The 16,871-nt window shown below is 58.6% G+C and carries 15 protein-coding genes; 4 read left to right on the top strand and 11 right to left on the bottom strand.

Annotated features, from left to right (window positions below; all coding sequences use genetic code 11):
- Nucleotides 1–67: 67 nt before the first annotated feature.
- The 9 genes from ACFOOP_RS06910 to ACFOOP_RS06950 form a co-directional block, all read right to left on the bottom strand.
- Nucleotides 68–1,249, bottom strand: a complete 1,182-nt coding sequence (locus ACFOOP_RS06910; RefSeq protein WP_379880153.1) for a PIG-L deacetylase family protein — start codon at nucleotides 1,247–1,249, stop codon at nucleotides 68–70.
- A 182-nt stretch (nucleotides 1,250–1,431) separates the two neighbouring features.
- Entirely contained in the window at nucleotides 1,432–2,925 is a 1,494-nt protein-coding gene (locus ACFOOP_RS06915; RefSeq protein ID WP_379880154.1) for a SpoVR family protein, read from the bottom strand.
- Nucleotides 2,922–3,254 (bottom strand): hypothetical protein, encoded by a 333-nt coding sequence (locus ACFOOP_RS06920; protein WP_379880155.1) that lies wholly within the window; start codon nucleotides 3,252–3,254, stop codon nucleotides 2,922–2,924. The genes ACFOOP_RS06915 and ACFOOP_RS06920 overlap by 4 nt, the downstream gene beginning before the upstream one ends.
- A complete protein-coding gene (locus ACFOOP_RS06925) occupies nucleotides 3,251–4,573 on the bottom strand; it encodes a YeaH/YhbH family protein (protein WP_379880156.1) in 1,323 nt (440 codons plus the stop codon). The genes ACFOOP_RS06920 and ACFOOP_RS06925 overlap by 4 nt, the downstream gene beginning before the upstream one ends.
- A gap of 68 nt (nucleotides 4,574–4,641) precedes the next feature.
- Nucleotides 4,642–6,591: a PrkA family serine protein kinase gene (locus ACFOOP_RS06930; protein WP_379880157.1), complete on the bottom strand. Its 1,950-nt coding sequence runs from the start codon at nucleotides 6,589–6,591 to the stop codon at nucleotides 4,642–4,644.
- A 97-nt stretch (nucleotides 6,592–6,688) separates the two neighbouring features.
- Entirely contained in the window at nucleotides 6,689–6,937 is a 249-nt protein-coding gene (locus ACFOOP_RS06935) for a hypothetical protein (protein ID WP_379880158.1), read from the bottom strand.
- Nucleotides 6,938–7,216: 279 nt separating this feature from the next.
- Entirely contained in the window at nucleotides 7,217–7,879 is a 663-nt protein-coding gene (locus ACFOOP_RS06940) for a DUF6629 family protein (RefSeq protein WP_379880159.1), read from the bottom strand.
- Between the two features lie 61 nt (nucleotides 7,880–7,940).
- Nucleotides 7,941–9,326 (bottom strand): mechanosensitive ion channel domain-containing protein, encoded by a 1,386-nt coding sequence (locus tag ACFOOP_RS06945; RefSeq protein ID WP_379880160.1) that lies wholly within the window; start codon nucleotides 9,324–9,326, stop codon nucleotides 7,941–7,943.
- A 41-nt stretch (nucleotides 9,327–9,367) separates the two neighbouring features.
- A complete protein-coding gene (locus ACFOOP_RS06950) occupies nucleotides 9,368–10,951 on the bottom strand; it encodes a lysine--tRNA ligase (RefSeq protein ID WP_379880161.1) in 1,584 nt (527 codons plus the stop codon).
- A 161-nt stretch (nucleotides 10,952–11,112) separates the two neighbouring features.
- Between ACFOOP_RS06950 and ACFOOP_RS06955 the strand changes: the two genes are divergently transcribed.
- Both ACFOOP_RS06955 and ACFOOP_RS06960 read left to right on the top strand, forming a co-directional pair.
- The gene (locus tag ACFOOP_RS06955) at nucleotides 11,113–11,547 is read left to right on the top strand and encodes a tellurite resistance TerB family protein (RefSeq protein WP_379880162.1); all 435 of its coding nucleotides are present in this window, start codon (nucleotides 11,113–11,115) and stop codon (nucleotides 11,545–11,547) included.
- 97 nt (nucleotides 11,548–11,644) lie between these two features.
- On the top strand, nucleotides 11,645–12,388 hold the full coding sequence (locus ACFOOP_RS06960; RefSeq protein WP_379880163.1) for a sulfite exporter TauE/SafE family protein: 744 nt from the start codon (nucleotides 11,645–11,647) through the stop codon (nucleotides 12,386–12,388).
- 3 nt (nucleotides 12,389–12,391) lie between these two features.
- Here ACFOOP_RS06960 and ACFOOP_RS06965 read toward each other — a convergent pair whose 3' ends face one another.
- Nucleotides 12,392–13,756 (bottom strand): SLC13 family permease, encoded by a 1,365-nt coding sequence (locus ACFOOP_RS06965; RefSeq protein WP_379880164.1) that lies wholly within the window; start codon nucleotides 13,754–13,756, stop codon nucleotides 12,392–12,394.
- Between the two features lie 84 nt (nucleotides 13,757–13,840).
- Here ACFOOP_RS06965 and ACFOOP_RS06970 point away from each other — a divergent pair, with 84 nt between their 5' ends.
- The gene (locus ACFOOP_RS06970; protein WP_379880165.1) at nucleotides 13,841–14,197 is read left to right on the top strand and encodes a DUF952 domain-containing protein; all 357 of its coding nucleotides are present in this window, start codon (nucleotides 13,841–13,843) and stop codon (nucleotides 14,195–14,197) included.
- Nucleotides 14,194–15,252: a quinone-dependent dihydroorotate dehydrogenase gene (locus ACFOOP_RS06975; protein ID WP_379880166.1), complete on the top strand. Its 1,059-nt coding sequence runs from the start codon at nucleotides 14,194–14,196 to the stop codon at nucleotides 15,250–15,252. Before ACFOOP_RS06970 ends, ACFOOP_RS06975 begins: the two co-directional genes overlap by 4 nt.
- Here the strand turns inward: ACFOOP_RS06975 and ACFOOP_RS06980 are convergent.
- Complete coding sequence (locus tag ACFOOP_RS06980; RefSeq protein WP_379880167.1) at nucleotides 15,249–16,610, bottom strand: MATE family efflux transporter; 1,362 nt, start codon at nucleotides 16,608–16,610, stop codon at nucleotides 15,249–15,251. The two genes, ACFOOP_RS06975 and ACFOOP_RS06980, sit on opposite strands and share 4 nt — an antisense overlap.
- Nucleotides 16,611–16,871: the final 261 nt, after the last annotated feature.

A 16,871-nucleotide genomic window follows, 5' to 3' on the forward strand; every position in this document is an offset into this window, starting at 1 on the left:
TGTCTGCATGTTACAATGAACCGCGCGTAATAGCGAGCAGACCACAACGAGATTCTGCGGCTCTCCGTCAGGCAGGCGCTTCGATAAAACGCATCACATATTGCAGATATTTGCTTTGAACCGCTTCCGCTTCGGCAGCCGTGGCGGCGGCAACGATCAAGCTCACGCCTTTCTCCGGGAAGTCACTTTGAAGACTGTGTGGCCATGAGGTGAGGCTCCCGTACTCGCCAACGACCTCGCCATCATGCGTCAAGCGGAATGCATGAGGCTCGTTAGTTTTCTCGGCAATCTCGGCATATTTACGCCCCACAAAAGTGAGCGTTTTGTCTAGGGTTTTGTATTCAGACAGGCCGAGCGGCGTACAGAGTTCTTCTGTCGGGTCGATGTCTGCGAGATCCACCAGGGGGATCAGAAGTTGTTCCGGGTCGGCGTTGATGCTTGCGTCGTCGGGAAAGCCCGGAAACTGGGATGGGTGCGCGCGCAGCGCATCAAGCTGATAGTCAATGGCGCGCTTGCCATTGGGAAGAATACGCGTCGCATCAAAGAAAATATCCGGGTCGTTGCGGTCTGGCCAGGGGAACATGGCGCCATGGTCAACCGCTTCCGCCATGTCCGGCGTCATGCGTTCGAATACGGTGTAGGTATTTTCAAAAAGCACGCGCGGACGGTCTTCGACGGGAAGGCGATTAACGGCTTCGACCAGAAGAAGAGAGGTCGCGCGATGATTTGGATTGCATGTTGAGCCATGCCGAGGGTCAATGCCGAAAACCACTTCCGGCTTGTTACGCTGAAGCAGGTCAACGACTTGCTCGACAAGCGCCTCGCGTCCGCCATTCATTTCTTCCCATCGAACAAGATTGCGACGCAATCCTTCGCCGTCATGTGCATAAAAAAGATCCTGCCAGCCGAGAAATTCGGTGCTTCCATTTGCGATGGCGGCCGATGTCGCTAATTCCTGTTTGCGAATGGCGGCGCACGCATCGAAGTCAATCATTCCCATCGTCTCCATACAGCCAAGCTCCGCCGAAGTCGTGATGGTGAAATGACAAGTCGCCCCGTTAATGAGGCAGGCTTCTGCGAAAATCGGCATCAACACCCATTCGTCATCAGGATGCGCCCCGAGAAAGAGGAGTCTCTGGCCGCGTAAAGAGTCTGCAAGATCGACTTGTGTTGCTTGTTCATTTGTCGTCGCGTGCCGGTCGCAAGCTCCCAGCAAAAAGACCCCTAGAAAAATGAGCAAGCTGCGCATTATCGTACCCCCTCCCAAATGGAATTTGCGCACGGTAGCGCGGCTTCGAAGATAACAGCACTCACTGCTGTTCGCGATAATTTTTGTGCTCTACGCCAGTTCGCAATGTCGGCGCCTATCCAGGATCGGATGGTTTGGCGATAGGTTGGGCGGCCATTTCAGGCCAAAACGCCCTTTGGACTTTACGCGTCTTCTTCTTCCATCGTCACATCGTAGCCCCACAGGGTTTCGATATGGGTGAGGACGGCGGCGGCGGTTTTCTCGTTCAACTTGCGGCCATTGTGAACGGTGTGACGCAGTTTCAGGGTGCGGTCGCCTTCGAGATCGGCGCCGACCACCTGAATATTCGGCTCATGCATGCCGAGATCATACATTTCCGCGAGGGCCCGGCGCACTTTGCGGAAACCCTGGTCGTCGTGGATCGCCTCGATCTCAACATGGCTGGCCTCTGAATTATCGCCAATGGCGAACATGCGAAAATGGCGCATCACGGTGGGCGATAGATATTGCAGAATGAAGCTTTCGTCGCGGTAATTGGCCCAGGCGTCTTTCAACACGGCTCGCCAGTCGCCCGAGCCCGCAATATCTGGAAACCATTCGCGGTCTTCATCTTTCGGATCTTCGCAGATGCGCTTGATGTCTTCCATCATCGCGAAACCGAGCGCGTAAGGATTGATCCCTGAATAGCGCGGGTCATCGAATTCCGGCTGGAACACGACGGAGGAATGGGAGTGCAAGAACTCCATGATCGCGCCTTCGGAAATCTGTCCGCGATCATAAAGCTCATTCATGATGTAGTGATGGACAAACGTGGCGCAGCCCTCGTTCATGACCTTGGTCTGTTTTTGCGGATAGAAATATTGGGCGATGTTGCGCACGATCCGCACCAGTTCGCGCTGCCACGGGCGTAAAACCGGCGAGGCTTTTTCAATGAAATAGAGGAGGTTCTCCTCGGGAAGCTGAATGTTGCGGACTTCCGCCTGACGTTCTTCCAGCTCGTCCTCGGGCTCCTCAGAATTGGGGAGCGTGCGCCAGATATCGTTGAAATTTGTCTCTTCGTGTTTGACGCGCGCGGCGATTTTGGCGAGCCGGTCGGCGTCGGAAAGGCGCGGCGGGCGGTTATAGCGGAAAACGCCTTGATCCATCAGCGCATGGGCCGCGTCGAGCACCGCCTCGACTTCCTCGAAGCCATATTCGTCTTCGCATTTGGCGATGTATTTTTTGGCGAAGTCGAGATAGGGCAGGATGCCTTCGGCGTCGGTCCATTGCCGGAACAGATAGTTGTTCTTGAAAAAATGATTATGCCCGAAACTGGCGTGCGCCATCACCAGCGCCTGCATGGTCATGGTGTTTTCTTCCATGAGATAGGCGATGCAGGGGTTGGAGTTGATCACGATCTCATAGGCGAGACCAGTGTAACCCTTCTGATAGGTCATCTGGTCCCGGGCGAAATGTTTGCCGAATGACCAGTGCTTGTACATCAGCGGCATACCGTGACTGGAATAGGCGTCGAGCATCTGTTCGGACGAGATAATCTCGATCTGGTTCGGATAGACGTCGAGCCCAAGATCATTGAGTCCGATATCCTCGATCGCGTCATAGGCGCGCTTTAGGGTCTCGAAGTCCCAGTCGGCTTCGGAATAGAGGAGGGGAAGTTTTTCGGCGGTTGCGGTCATTTCTCCTCTCCGCTCGCTCGATGTGATTTTCGCTCAGCAAAAAGGGTAACTAAGAACACGGCGCCAGCAGATACAAAGCTTGCTATGCAAATGTATGAGTCTACCTGGCCAGTGTAAGAAAAAATACTTGATAGCTGGCCGCGTTCTGTTTCAATTCGCAGTACGCCAATCAAGAATATGGCTAGAAACCAGAGGCCAACGCTTTTTACTTTTTGAGTCAGACCACCATACCGTCCGGTTCGTTCGAAGTGTGCAGCGTCCTTCGCAAGGATACGGGCTAAAAAAATCAGAAATGCACCGGTAATCATCAGGAAAGCGAGATAAATCACGCCGCCTCCTTCCGGTCGCGGGCGAAAAGCTCGCGGAAGACCGGGAAGATGTCCTGGGGCCTTGCGATGCGTGTTTGCGCGAAGTTCGGCCATTGCGGCGCGAAGGTGCGATATGCGCGCCAGAGCTCGGCGCCTGAATCCGCGTCGGAAAAGACTTCCAGCTCGCGCTCGTCGAGGATTTCGATATAGGCGTAATACTGGGAAATCGGCATCACCTCTTCGCCCAGCATCTCGACACAGCGTTTGGCGTCGCCCGATTGCGTGAAGCCGTCTGACGCCTGCGCCACATAGATGTTCCATTCATGGGCCGGGAAGCGGTCGCGCTGCACCTCCAGCATTTTCTCAAGCGCGGTTGAAACGACCGTGCCGCCCGACTGGCGCGAATAGAAAAAGGTTTCCTCGTCCACTTCCTCGGCGTGATGGGTGTGGCGGATGAAAACGACTTCCACGCGCTCATAGCGGCGTTTGAGGAAGAGATAGAGCAGCATGTAAAACCGCTTGGCGAGGTCTTTCTCGCGCTCGCCCATGGAGCCTGAGACGTCCATGAGGCAGAACATGACCGCCGCGGTCGTCTCCACCGGCGTCGGCTCATAGGCGTTGTAGCGAATATCCAAGGGGTCGATGAACGGCGTGAAGCGGCGGCGCTTTTCCATGCCTTCAAGCTTTTCGATGATCGCTTTTTTCTCCGCGATCTCGTCTTCCGACGGGCTGGCGATGCGCTCAAGCTGGAACAGGCGTTCTTTCAGCTCGTTCATTTCTTTCGTCGACGGGCGCTTCAGGGCGAGGCGCCGGCCATGGGCGTTGCGCATAGTGCGCACGAGATTCATGTTGGTGGGCGAGCCGGCGACGGTCAGGCCGGCGCGCTTATAGGCGTAAGACTTGATCTCTTTCAGGGAGCGTTTGACGAGATTGGGCAGCTCCAGGTCTTCGAAAAAGATGTCGAGAAACTCGTCCTGCGTCAGCGTGAACTGGAAATTGTCCTCTCCCTCGCCGCTATCGCTTGCGTCCTTGCCCTTGCCGCGGCCCGCGCCCTTGGGCGGTTTTTTGATCTTGTCCCCGGCGGAAAACTCCTTGTTGCCGGGATGGACCGCCTCACGCGCGCCCTTCTCCCGGTCATGGGAGAAGCGCGGTTCGCCTGTTGATTTCGACGGGATCGAGATTTTCTCGCCCTTGTCGATTTCTTTCATGGAGCGGTCGCGCAGGGATTTGTTCACCGCTTCCTTGATCTGCGCCTTGGCGCGTTTCAGGAAACGCTGACGGTTCCCGAGGGACTTGCCCTTGGGATTCTTGCGCCGGTCGATGAAGTGGAACGAGTTCAAATGCTTTTAGCGAGCGGCGAATAGCGAATAGCAATCGGTGCTAAAACTATTCGCTACGCTCTACTCCCTTACCCGGCCTTGTTGACGCGCATATACCATTCGACGAGCCGGCGGACCTGACGCGGCGTATAGCCCCGGTCTTCCATGCGGCTGACGAAGTTTTCGTGTTTCGCTTCCGTCTCTGAATCTTTCTTGGAGTCGAAAGAGATCACCGGCAGGAGGTCCTCGACCTGGGAGAACATGCGCTTTTCAATGACATTGCGCAGTTTCTCATAGGATGTCCATTTCGGGTTCATGCCCTCATTGTTCGCCCGGGCGCGAAGCGCGAACTTCACCACCTCGTTGCGGAAGTCCTTCGGGTTCGCAATGCCGGCGGGCTTTTCGATCTTCGACAGCTCGGTGTCGAGCGTCGCGCGGTCGAGCAACTGGCCGGTGTCAGGGTCTTTGAAGTCCTGATCCTCAATCCATGCATCCGCATAAGAGATGTAACGGTCAAAGAGATTCTGGCCGTATTCCGCATAGCTTTCGAGATAGGCTTTCTGGATTTCCTTGCCGATGAACTCCGCATAGCGCTGGGAAAGCTCAGACTTGATGAAGTCGAGATATTGCTTCTCGGTCTCGTCCGGATATTGCTCGCGCTTGATGGCGTTTTCAAGCACATACATGAGATGCACCGGATCGGCCGCGACTTCATCCGTGTCGAAATTAAAGGTTTCCGACAGCACTTTATAGGCGAAGCGGGTCGAAATGCCGTCCATGCCTTCGTCGATGCCGGCGGCGTCACGATATTCCTGCATGGTTTTGGCTTTGGGGTCGGTGTCTTTCAGCTTTTCGCCGTCATAGACCCGGAGCTTCGAATAGAGGTTGGAATTTTCGTGTTCTTTCAGGCGCGTCAGCACCGAAAAGCGCGAGAGGAGGTCGAGCGTTTCCGGGGCGCAGGGCGCTTCGCTTAATTCGGAGCTCGCCAGCAATTTCTCATAGATCTGGCGTTCTTCCGTAACGCGCAAGGAGTAGGGCACCTTGATCACATTGATGCGGTCGAGGAACGCTTCATTGTTCTTGTTGTTGCGAAACGCCTGCCACTCGCTTTCATTGGAGTGCGCGAGGATGATCCCGGTGAAGGGAATGGGGCCAAGCGCTTCGGTGCCCACATAATTGCTTTCCTGCGTCGCCGTCAGGAGCGGATGCAGCACCTTGATCGGCGCCTTGAACATTTCGACAAATTCCAGAAGGCCCTGATTGGCGCGGCACAGCCCGCCCGAATAGGAATAGGCGTCGGTGTCGTCCTGGCTGAAATGCTCAAGCTTGCGGATATCGACCTTGCCGACGAGCGCGGAGATATCCTGGTTGTTCTCGTCGCCCGGCTCGGTTTTCGCGATGGCGAGCTGGCGGAGTTTCGACGGGAAGATGCGCACCACTTCGAATTTGGAGATGTCGCCGCCAAATTCATCGAGGCGTTTCACCGCCCACGGGCTCATCAGGCCGTTGAGGCGGCGTTCTTCAATGCCGTATTTTTCGGCGAGGAGGCTTTTCAACTCATCCGACTGGAACAGGCCGAGCGGGCTTTCAAAGACCGGGGAGATTTCGTCGCCGGCTTTGAGGACATAGATCGGATAGGTCTCCATCATGTCTTTAAGGCGTTCGGCGAGTGAGGATTTACCGCCGCCAACAGGGCCGAGGAGATAGATGATCTGGCGCTTTTCTTCGAGCCCTTGCGCCGCATGACGGAAGAAAGAGACGATGCGCTCAATCGTGTCTTCCATGCCGTAAAAGCCTTCGAAGGCTTTGTAGTGGCGGATGGTGCGGTTTGAAAAAATGCGGGCGAGGCGCGGATCTTTTGACGTGTCGACGAGGGTGGGTTCGCCGATCGCTTTCACCATGCGTTCCGCCGGCGATGCGTAGAGCATCTCGTCGTCGCGCGCCGCCAATAGATAATCGCGCAGGCTCATCGCCTCCTGTTTCAGCTTGGTGTAGCTTTCGGAGAAAACGTCAAAAACATCGAGGCTTTGTTCGGTCATGTTCGCACGCTCACTTTTCACTCGCTCAGATCGCGGGGGCGTCCGCGACTTTTTGAATTAAAAAAGGCGCTGGCAAAAACCAGCGCCCCCATTCGCACTACGCAACCTCGCCATCAACAATGGCGGTATCATCTTGTGGCGCCTTCTCTGGCTTTGTCGGCTTTCTGCAATTGATATGGGTTGCTTTCATCATGAAGCAAGCATGGCGCACCGCCATTATCTTCGCTTCTTTGTGATTGCTTCCCGTCATTTTGCCCGCCGCAATAAAAGTCGCCGTGTTTATCTTTTCCTTGACTGCCCCGTCCCCGCCTTTCGGCGAACCCCTATGCAAAACTCTCTTACGCACGCGCCCCGTTTCGGTGCGCGAAACAAGGTTAACCGAAGGGCCCCTAACATTTCGTTTCGTATTTTTGGCTCGTATGCGAATAATATAACATCGATTACGATTCGGTGCGACAGTAAAAACACGAAACGCCGAGCCTAATTGTCGCCGCAATTTGACTCGCGCTCTTCAGCGGCGCCTATGAGCAATGCGAGCTATTGGAAGCTTCTGCCAATCGCGCCGGAAAGTTTGTTCGTGCTTTGCGGGCGATTAGCGCTTTCACGCGTTGGCTGCCAATCGCGTTTACGCCGCTTCAATCTTTGTTGACGTTTCAGTAACGCCGCTCGGGCGTGTCTGCCGCACATGCAAATAGACGAGGACGCTCGCGACGCCCGAAAAAAAGCACCAGACGGATGCGGCGGCGAAGTAAAACGCCATGACGGTCACGATCGCGCCGACCAGCGTCACGGCGCCGAAGGCGACCACATAACGGTGGCGCGATAAAAGGAGCGGCGCGACGACGGCCAGCAAGTAAAGCTCCAAAAGGCGCCGCTCGAATTCAAGATCGGTCGCGTAGCGCAGTCCGTCCGCGACCGCTGTCACGGTGTAATGATGTTGCGCAAGGACGAAGGCAAGGGCGCCGGAGACGGTGAGCCCGGCGGCGAGCAGGACCCACAGTCCCGGTCGGCGGCGGCGTTTCGGCTCCATCGCGATCACGCTGAAGGGGATGTAAGCGGGCCATAAAATCTGCGCGATGAGAAGATAGGCGACCACAAGGCCATAGGGGACAGCGCCCTCGTGGAGGGTGATCCAGATGGCGCCTTCGATCGCCTGATGGACAGCAAAAATCAGGGGGATGGCTGCAAAGGGCAGATCCTTTGGCTGTGGTTTCAGCGCCAGCGTCGCTGCGCCGACGCCTGCGAGGACAGCGGCGGCCGTGAAGCTGGCGGCGGCGGAAAAGCACATGGTCTGGAGTTTAGCGCTGTATCGGGGCGGGCGTCGAATAGTTTTACAGCGTCATTCCCGGCTACTCTACCGGCGCCGTGGTCGAGAGAAGGTCGCCTTGCGGCTCCTCTCGGCGTTCCTCAGCCACTTTTTCTTCGAGATGCGTATCGGGCGCTACGTCCTGCGCTGTCGCGGCAGGTATGCGTTCCCGCTTTTCCGGTTTTTCTGAGGGTTTTGTCTCCGACGCCACGGCGGTCGCCTTCTCCTGCAGGAGCGGCGGGGCTTTCTCATCGAAGCGGAGGCGATAGATCGGCTCGGGCAGGGCGAAGCCTGCATCTTCCAGGGCGTCCTTGGCGGCGGAAAGGGCGATGCTGCGGGACTTGGCGAAATCTGCTTTGCGCTGATCGATCCAGGCGGCGAAGAAGATCACGATATTGGAATCGCCAACCGCCTTGATGAAGCCGATGGGCGGCGGGTCCTTCAAAACGAAATCGAGAGTCTTGATCGCCTCAATGCCGGTCTCGATGGCGGCGATGGGGTCGTCGTCTGCGTCGACGCCCAGTTCAAAATCAAAACGCCGCTCCGGATTGCGGGTGTAGTTGAGGATCACCGCCTTGAAGACGGTGGCGTTGGGGATGCGCAAATGGTTGCCGTCAAGGGTCATGAGGATCGTCGCCCGCGACGTCAGGCGAATGACGCGGCCTTCCTTGTTATCAATCACCACATAGTCGTTCGGCCGGAAGGGCTGGCGCAGGGATAGCATGATCGAGGCGATGTAGTTCTCGATCGTGTCGCGCACGGCAAAGCCAACAGCGAGGCCGATGACGCCTGCGGCGCCCAGAAACGCGCCGAGTAGCGCTGTGGCATCGAGAATGCTTAGAGCCGCGACAGCGCCGAGAACGAAGAAAAGACCGCGAAAGGTCGAGGCGGCAAGCTCCGCGATAAAGGCGTTGGGCGTGATATGCCGCCAGAGCCAGCGCCACACGCTGAGCAGCCAGCCGAAGGCGGCGACGGCGGCGAAAGCGGCGAGGGCAAGCAAGATAAGCGGCAGGGAGCGCACGGCGCTGCGGAAAAACGTCTCCGCCTGTCCGGCCGCCGGCGTCAGGCGCGTGGTGACGGAGACGTCTCGCTGAATCTGGTTCTCCACCGTCACGACGCCGTTGATGCGCGCGGCGATGGCTTCGGCGCGCGCGGCGGCGTCCGCCGTCTGGGTTTCGCCCGAAAGCGTGACGACGCCTGATGCGACGGACGCCTCCACATGTTGAAGCGACTCGATTTGCGCGAAGATGTCTTGAATGCGGGCCGCGATTTCGCCGTCGCTGGCGCCCGGCGGCGCGGTTTCGATCACCGGCTCGGGATCGGCCGGCATATCTTCCTGTGCAAAAGCAGGCGTCGCCGCGAGCAGCATCATCGCTGAAAAAAGAAGCGCAATTGTCCTGTAAGCTGCCGGCATGAGGCTGAAGAACACGATTTCGCCCGAATGGTTGCGAGGCCCGATTTGATTGCAGACTAGCGCGCTATCGCGTCGTCGATCAACTTGGCGGTTGCGCCGGCGCCGAAAATCTTCGTGAAAGCGCCCATGCGCGGACCCGCTTCCTGGCCGAAGACAACTTCATAGAGACCCTTGAACCAGTCGCGAATGTTCTCGAACTCCTGGGCCTTGCCGGCGTCGAAAACAGCGGTCTGGTAATCGTCTTCGGAGCCGCCTTCGCCAAGCTCTTTCAGCCGCGCCGAGAGCATCTCAAGGGCGGCGCGCTCTTTGTCCGTAGGCGGGCGGAATTTCTTTGTCGGCTCAATGAAACGCTCGAAATAGCGTTGCGCATAACCGATCATGGCGTCCGCCGCTGCAAATTCCTCTTCGCTCGCGCCGGGGCGGTATTTACGGATAAAGCCGCGCAGCACTTCGGCGTCGGCGCCGCCGGCGGCGCTGACCAGATTGAGGAGCATGGCGAAGTTCACCGGCGGCAGCACCGCAGGCGGCTTGCCCTGATGGATATGCCAGGCCGGATTGTCGAGCGCCTTGCCGCCGTCCTGGCCCGCATACTTGTCAAGATGCGCCCAATATTCATCAGCCGTTTTCGGGATGATGTCGAAATGAAGCTTCTTCGCCGATTTCGGATTCTGGAACATGTAAAGCGAAAGACTCTCCGGCGAGGCGTAGGTGAGCCATTCCTCGATGGTGATGCCGTTGCCTTTTGTCTTGGAGATCTTCTTGCCCTGCTCGTCGACAAAGAGCTGGTAATTGAAGCCCGCCGGCGGTTCAGCGCCGAGCGCCTTTACGACGCGGTTCGACAGACGCACCGATTCAGTCAGATCCTCGCCGGACATTTCGTAATCAACGCCGAGGGCATACCACCGGCCGGCCCAGTCGACTTTCCACTGCAGCTTGACGGCGCCGCCAGCGACGGAGGTGCGGATCTTTTCGCCGTTTTCGTCTTCAAAGACGACTTCGCCTTTTTTCGCGTCGATCTCCAGCATCGGCACATAGAGGACGCGGCCCGTCGACGGAGAGATCGGCAGGATCGGCGAATAGCTGGCGCGGCGTTCTTCGCCGAGCGTTGGCAGGATGATCTCCATCACTGCGTCATAGCGCTCAAGAACCCGGATCAGCGTGTCGTCGAACTGTCCGCCACGATAGCACGCCGTTGACGAAACGAACTCATAGTCAAAGCCAAACTGGTCGAGAAAGGCGCGCAGTTTGGCGTTGTTATGATGGGCGAAGCTTTCATGCTCGCCCCAGGGATCGGGCACATCGGTCAGGGGCTTTTGCAGATATTGGTTCAAAAGCTCCTGATTGGGCACATGCGGAGGGACTTTGCGCATCCCGTCCATATCGTCGGAAAAAGCAATCAGACGCGTTTCCCGGCCCGTCAGCAATTCAAAGGCGCGGCGCACCATGGTGGTGCGCGCCACTTCGCCGAAGGTTCCGATATGCGGCGGGCCCGACGGGCCGTAACCGGTCTCGAAAATCACGGGACCGTCCTTGTTCACCTTGTCGAGGCGCTTGATCAGGGATTTGGCTTCCTGAAACGGCCAGCTTTTGGCCTCGGCGGCGTCTTCAGCGGTGAAGTTCTTGATTTGCAGGGCGGTCATGGCGTTGCTTTCGGCGTTAAACAGAGACGGAGGTTTAACGCCGCGCGGCGGCAGGTCAATCGCCGCAATGAAAACGGCGCATTTCGCGCAGTTGCCGTTTTTGGGGCGCGCCGCTAGGGTCTGGCTCGTCTGACGCCCCCCTCATGAAAAGGAGCCCCTACATGGCCGGAAGTCTCGCCAGCCTCACGCCGCAGGAAGCGGTAATCTATTTGATGGTTATGACGTCGGCTTCCGACGGCTCCATCAAGGATGAGGAGCTAAGGACCATTGGCCGGGTGGTGCGCTCTTTTCCCCTGTTTTCCGATGCGGACGAGGCCGGGCTTGTCGAGATGGCTGAAGCCTGCGGCAAGCTGATGTCGTCCGAAGGCGGCCTGCACAAGGTGCTGGAATCCGCTGCGACGGCCCTGCCGAAGCATCTTTCGGAAACTGCCTACGCGGCGGTGGTCGATGTCGTGACCGCCGACGAAAGCCTGGATGTCACCGAGATCCGTATTCTCGAACTGATCCGCGACTCGCTTGGCGTACCCGATGAAGGCGCCGCCGCGATCGAGCATGCCGCGCGTGCGCGTCATATGACCCTCGACGATACAGTTTAGGGGACGAATAGTTTTTCTTCCGCTCAATGCTGGAAAATTCATTCGTCACTTATTTTCACCGGCTCTATAAGCGCTCGTCCTAGCGGATTGGGCTTGCATGCCGGATGCATCATTTCCTTTTTTCGTCCTCATTGGCTTCGTCGCCCAGCTGATCGACGGAGCGCTTGGCATGGCTTATGGCGTCGCCTCCACATCGGCGCTGTTGTTTCTTGGCATGCCGCCGGCTCTCGCCAGCGCCAATGTGCATGCCGCCGAAGTTTTCACGACGGCGGCGTCCGGCGTTTCTCATGCCGTAGCAAGAAATGTCGACTGGCGATTGTTTTTGAGACTGGCGCTGGCCGGGGCGGCAGGGGGTGTGGTGGGCGCGGCATCCATAAGCTTTATTGATATGGCCGCCGCGCGACCTTTCATCCTGGCTTATTTGTTTGTGATGGGCGTTGTCGTCATACGCCGTGCGCTGGAAGCTCAGCGTCCGGAGAAAAAGATTGAACGGGTTGTGCTTCTGGGCGCGGTTGGGGGCTTTTGCGACGCCGTTGGCGGCGGCGGCTGGGGGCCGGTCGTTACCTCCAACCTTCTGGCGCGCGGCGCCGCGCCTGCAAAGGTTGTTGGCACGGTCAATCTGGCGGAGTTCTTCGTCACGGCGGCGGTTACCGTTACATTTATTGCGTCGCTTGGGCCGAATTTCGGCAAGGCGGCGCTGGGGCTTGTCATCGGCGGCGTCTTTGCTGCGCCTATCGCTGCTTTCGGCGCAAAGCGGCTGCCCCGTCACACCCTGACTGCGCTTGTTGGGGCGACGATCTGCGGCGTCAGCGCTTACGGTCTCTGGTCCGCTTTGGCGTGAGCCTTACCGCAACATCATCCAACAAACGCCCGCCACGATAAAGGCGACGATCACATTCAGCGCCGCGCCTTCCCGCGCCATGCGGGCGATGGAAACACGTTCTGTGCCATAAATAATAGCGTTTGGCGCCGTCGCTACGGGCTGCATGAAGGCGCAGGAGCAGGAGATGACCGCCGGGATCATGAGCAGTTCCGGCTTCAATCCGGCGCCTGTTGCGACGGCCGCCAGGATCGGCATCAGCAAATTCGCTGTCGCCGTGTTCGAGGTGACTTCGGTGAGAAAGGTCACGGCGAGACAGAGGCCGAGCATGGTCAGGAACAATGGCGCATTCGCGAGCCCTGACAACAGATCGCCGATCAACGCATCGAGACCGCTGGCGCGAAAACCACCCGCAATGCAGATGCCACCTGCAAAAAGCAGCAGCATGCCCCAGGGAATGTCGCCGGCGGCTTTCCAGTCCAGCAACGCGCCGCCTTTTCCATTGGGCACGAGAAACATCAGAACGACGGCGAACACTGCGACGGTGGAATCCCCCGCCATCTCCATGCCGAGAGCGTCGGACCAGCCGCCAAAGGGTTCAATGCGCGTCACCCAAAGAAAAATCGCGATGGCGAAAACGATGAGGGTGCGTTTTTCATCCGTGCGCCACGGACCGGGATCGGCGAGCTTTGGCGTTGGCACGCCGCCGAGATTGCGCGTCAGCCATAAAGCCATCACCGGAATGCCGATGATGACAATGGGGAGGCCGATGCGCATCCAGCGCAGGAAAGAATATTCCTCGCCAGTGGCGCGCAAATAATTGTCGGCGAAGATGAGATTGGGCGGCGTGCCGATCAGCGTCGCGGTGCCGCCGAAAGATGCGGCGTAGGCGATGCCGAGAAGCAGCGCGGGCCCAAGCTTCGGATCGTCCGTGCGCGACAGGATCGCCAGCGCCATGGTGGCGAGCATCAAGGTCGTCGCCGTGTTGGAAATCCACATGGAAAGAACAGCGGCCGCGACCATGAAGCCTATCACCAGCCGGCGGCCCGATCCGCCCACGAGATTGATCATGTAAAGGGCGAGCCGCTCATGGGCGCCGGAGCGCTCCAGCGCCTTCGACAACATGAAGGACGCCATCAAAAGGATAATGACGTAGGAACCGAGCGCCGCCGCCGCTTCGCGCTGGTCCATCACGCCCGCCAGCGGAAACAGCGCGAAAGGAACCAGCGATGTCGCCGGAATGGGCAGGGCCTCGCTCACCCACCAGAATGCGGTCAGCGCCGTAATGGCGATGGTTGCGGTCACAGGTTGGGACAACCCGCCGGCTTGGGCGGCGGCGCCCGCAGCAGCGGCGAAAAGAACGCCGAAAAGGATGCGCATGGGTTTCATGGCGCGCACTTTGTCCTTGGTTGCGGGGCGCTGTCCAGCAGGAGAAGGCTGGACTGGATCAGCGGGCCGCGATAGGGGAGCGCCATGTCAGAACAGTCTCCGGAATTCATCTATCGCTTGGCAAGCGCTGCGGAATGGCGGCGGGCGCGCGAAAACGGCGCTGTCCCCAAGCGCGATATCGATCTCAAGGACGGATATTTTCATCTTTCTACACAGGAACAGGCGCTGGAAACGGCGCGCCTTCATTTCGCGGGGGTTGACGATCTGGTCGCTCTGGAAATTCCTGTTGCGGTGGTTTCGGACAAGCTGAAATTCGAACTCGCGCCAAAACGCGGCGAGGCGTTTCCGCATTATTACGGCGATCTGTTGGCGGCGCATGTGGTCCGCGCTGTCCGGTTGAAACGCGAGGGCGGCGCCTTCTCTTTCGGAGACCCCTTGTGAAAACGCCGATGATATTTGCCGAGTTGGGCGCCAAAGCGATGGGGTTGCTCGATGCGGAAACCGCTCATCATCTGACCATCCGTATGCTGAAAGCGGGTTACGGGCCGAAGGTGACGGTCGCCAACCCGCGCCTCGCCATTGACGTCGCGGGACTTTCCTTTCCCAACCCGCTGGGGCTGGCCGCAGGGTTCGACAAAAACGCTGAAGCGCCCGATGCGGCGCTTGATATGGGTTTCGGCTTTGTGGAGGTCGGGGCGGTGACGCCACGCCCGCAATCGGGGAACCCTCGGCCGCGGGTGTTCCGGCTGCGCGCCGATGCAGGCGTCATCAACCGCTATGGCTTCAACAATGACGGGCTCGACGCTATTTCGGCGCGGCTTAAGGCGCGCGCGCGGGCCGGCATTGTTGGCGTCAATCTCGGCGCCAATAAAGACTCAGAAGACCGCACGGAAGATTATGTGAAAAGCGTTAAGGCGCTTTCGGGGTTTGTTGACTTTTTCACCGTCAATATTTCCTCGCCCAACACGCCTGGCTTGCGCGCCTTGCAGGGAAAAGCCTCGCTTGAAGAGCTGATGCGCCGGGTGCTTGCGGCGCGCGATGAGGCCGGGCATGGCGCGCCGGTCTTTCTGAAAATTGCGCCCGATCTTGCCGATGAAGACAAGACGGACATTGCTGAGGTCGCGCGCGCAATGCGTCTTGATGCGTTGATCATTTCCAATACGACCATTTCGCGCGCGCCGAATTTGCGCAGCGCAGAGGCCAGCCAGATGGGCGGGCTTTCCGGCAAGCCGTTATTCGCCATGTCGACGGCGCTGTTGCGCGAATTTTATCGTATGATTGGCGGGGATGTGCCGCTGATTGGCGTCGGCGGCGTCGCCTCAGCGCGGGACGCTTATGAAAAAATTCTCGCCGGCGCTTCGCTTGTGCAGCTTTACACCGCGCTGATCTATGCAGGGCCGGGGCTGCCCGCGCAAATTCTTGGCGAGCTTCCCGCTTTTCTCGATGCGGACGGCTTTGATCGCATCGGCGAGGCGGTCGGCGCCGGCGCTCTCTAGCTGTCAAAAGACCGGGCGATGCGCGGCAGCCAGATGGCAAGCGTCACTGCCCGTAAAATGAAATAAAGCGAAAACGCCGCCCACAATCCGTGATTGCCCCAGCTATTCGCCAGCCATACCGAGGCGGCGAGGAAGATCGGGGCGGAGACGATCATGGAATCGCGCATCTCGCGTGAGCGGGTGGCGCCGATGAAAATGCCGTCAAGCTGAAATCCAATGACGACTATCAGCGGACTGATAATCACCCAGGGCATGTAAGCATTCATGTCTTCGCGGATCGGGCCTTCGGGCGTCAGCAAGGCGATGAGCGGCGATCCTGCCGCCCAGTAAAAAAGCGTGAATAAAACAGCGGCGATACAGCCCAGCAGGAACGTCTTGCGCACCGCTTGAACATAACGCGCCTTGCCAGTGGCGCGGTCGCGCGCGCCGATCGCTCGCCCCACAAGGGTTTCTGCGGCGATGGCCGTACCGTCAAGAGCCAGCCCCGTGAACAAAAAGAGCTGTAGCAAAGCCTGATTGGCGGCAAGGGTGACATCGCCAAAAGCGCCGCTGCGCTGGACAAACCAGGCGAAGCAAAAGGCGAGCAGCATGGTGCGAATGAAAATATCGAAATTGATGGCGACCGTACGGCTGAGCCGCTCCGCCTTCCAGAATTCCTGGGGCCGCCAGTGCATTTTTACGCCGCCATGATCTTTCAGGAGAACAAGGACGAACGCCATGGCGGCGAAAAACCCGGCGATTTCGGCGATCAGCGTGCCGTAAGCGACGCCGGCGGCGCCCCAGCCAAGCCCCATCACGAACCAATAATCCAGACCGATATTGAGGAGCGTCATGAACAGGCTCGCCGCCATCAGAAAATCCGTTCGCCCGCGCGCCGTGAGCCAGCCAAAGGCGGCGTAGGAGGCGAGCGCGAAAGGCGCGCCCCAGATGCGGATGTCGAAATAGGTGCGTCCGTGGGCGAGCGTTTCTGCGCTGGCTTCCGATCCTGTTCCCAGAAGCTGAAAAGCGGCGAGGCCAATGGGGAACTGCAACACAACAAGCGCTACGCCGATACATGCGCCGATGACGCCGCCCCTGACTAACGCCGCGCGCGCTTCGGCTTCATCTTCGGCGCCGGCGGCCTGCGCGGTCAGGCCTGCAACACTCATGCGGATAAAGCCGAAGGTCCAATAAGCGAGGGAGAAGATGACCGAGCCGAGGCCGATCGCGGCGATGTCGAGGGGGCGTGAAGATTGCGCCAGCGCCCAGACATCGACGGCGCCCAATAGCGGCGTTACCGACGCGGCAACGGACGCCGGCCAGGCGAGGCGCAAAATTTCTGCATAACTTATGGCCGGTTTGTTTTCCGCGACAGACATAAAGGCTCCTCAACGCCCGCCCTTAGCCTGCTGCGCGTATCAAGTCACCGGCCATGTGACGTCCGGCCTCGCATCGGAGAATTTCAGGACATATGGGCCGGGGCATAGCTGCCGCTTTCATCATCTCTTGGCGTTGCAAATCGAAAAAGCAGTCTCGGCAACCCCATTTTTGGCGCCGGCAGCATATTATAGCCGCCTTGGGACAGCTTCTGCGTATTTCAGCGTAAGGCGATGCGGCTGTGAGCTGATGCGTGTGAATGT

Origin of the sequence: Hyphococcus aureus (assembly GCF_042643165.1) — a bacterium.
GTDB classification, from domain to species: Bacteria; Pseudomonadota; Alphaproteobacteria; order Caulobacterales; family Parvularculaceae; genus Hyphococcus; species Hyphococcus aureus.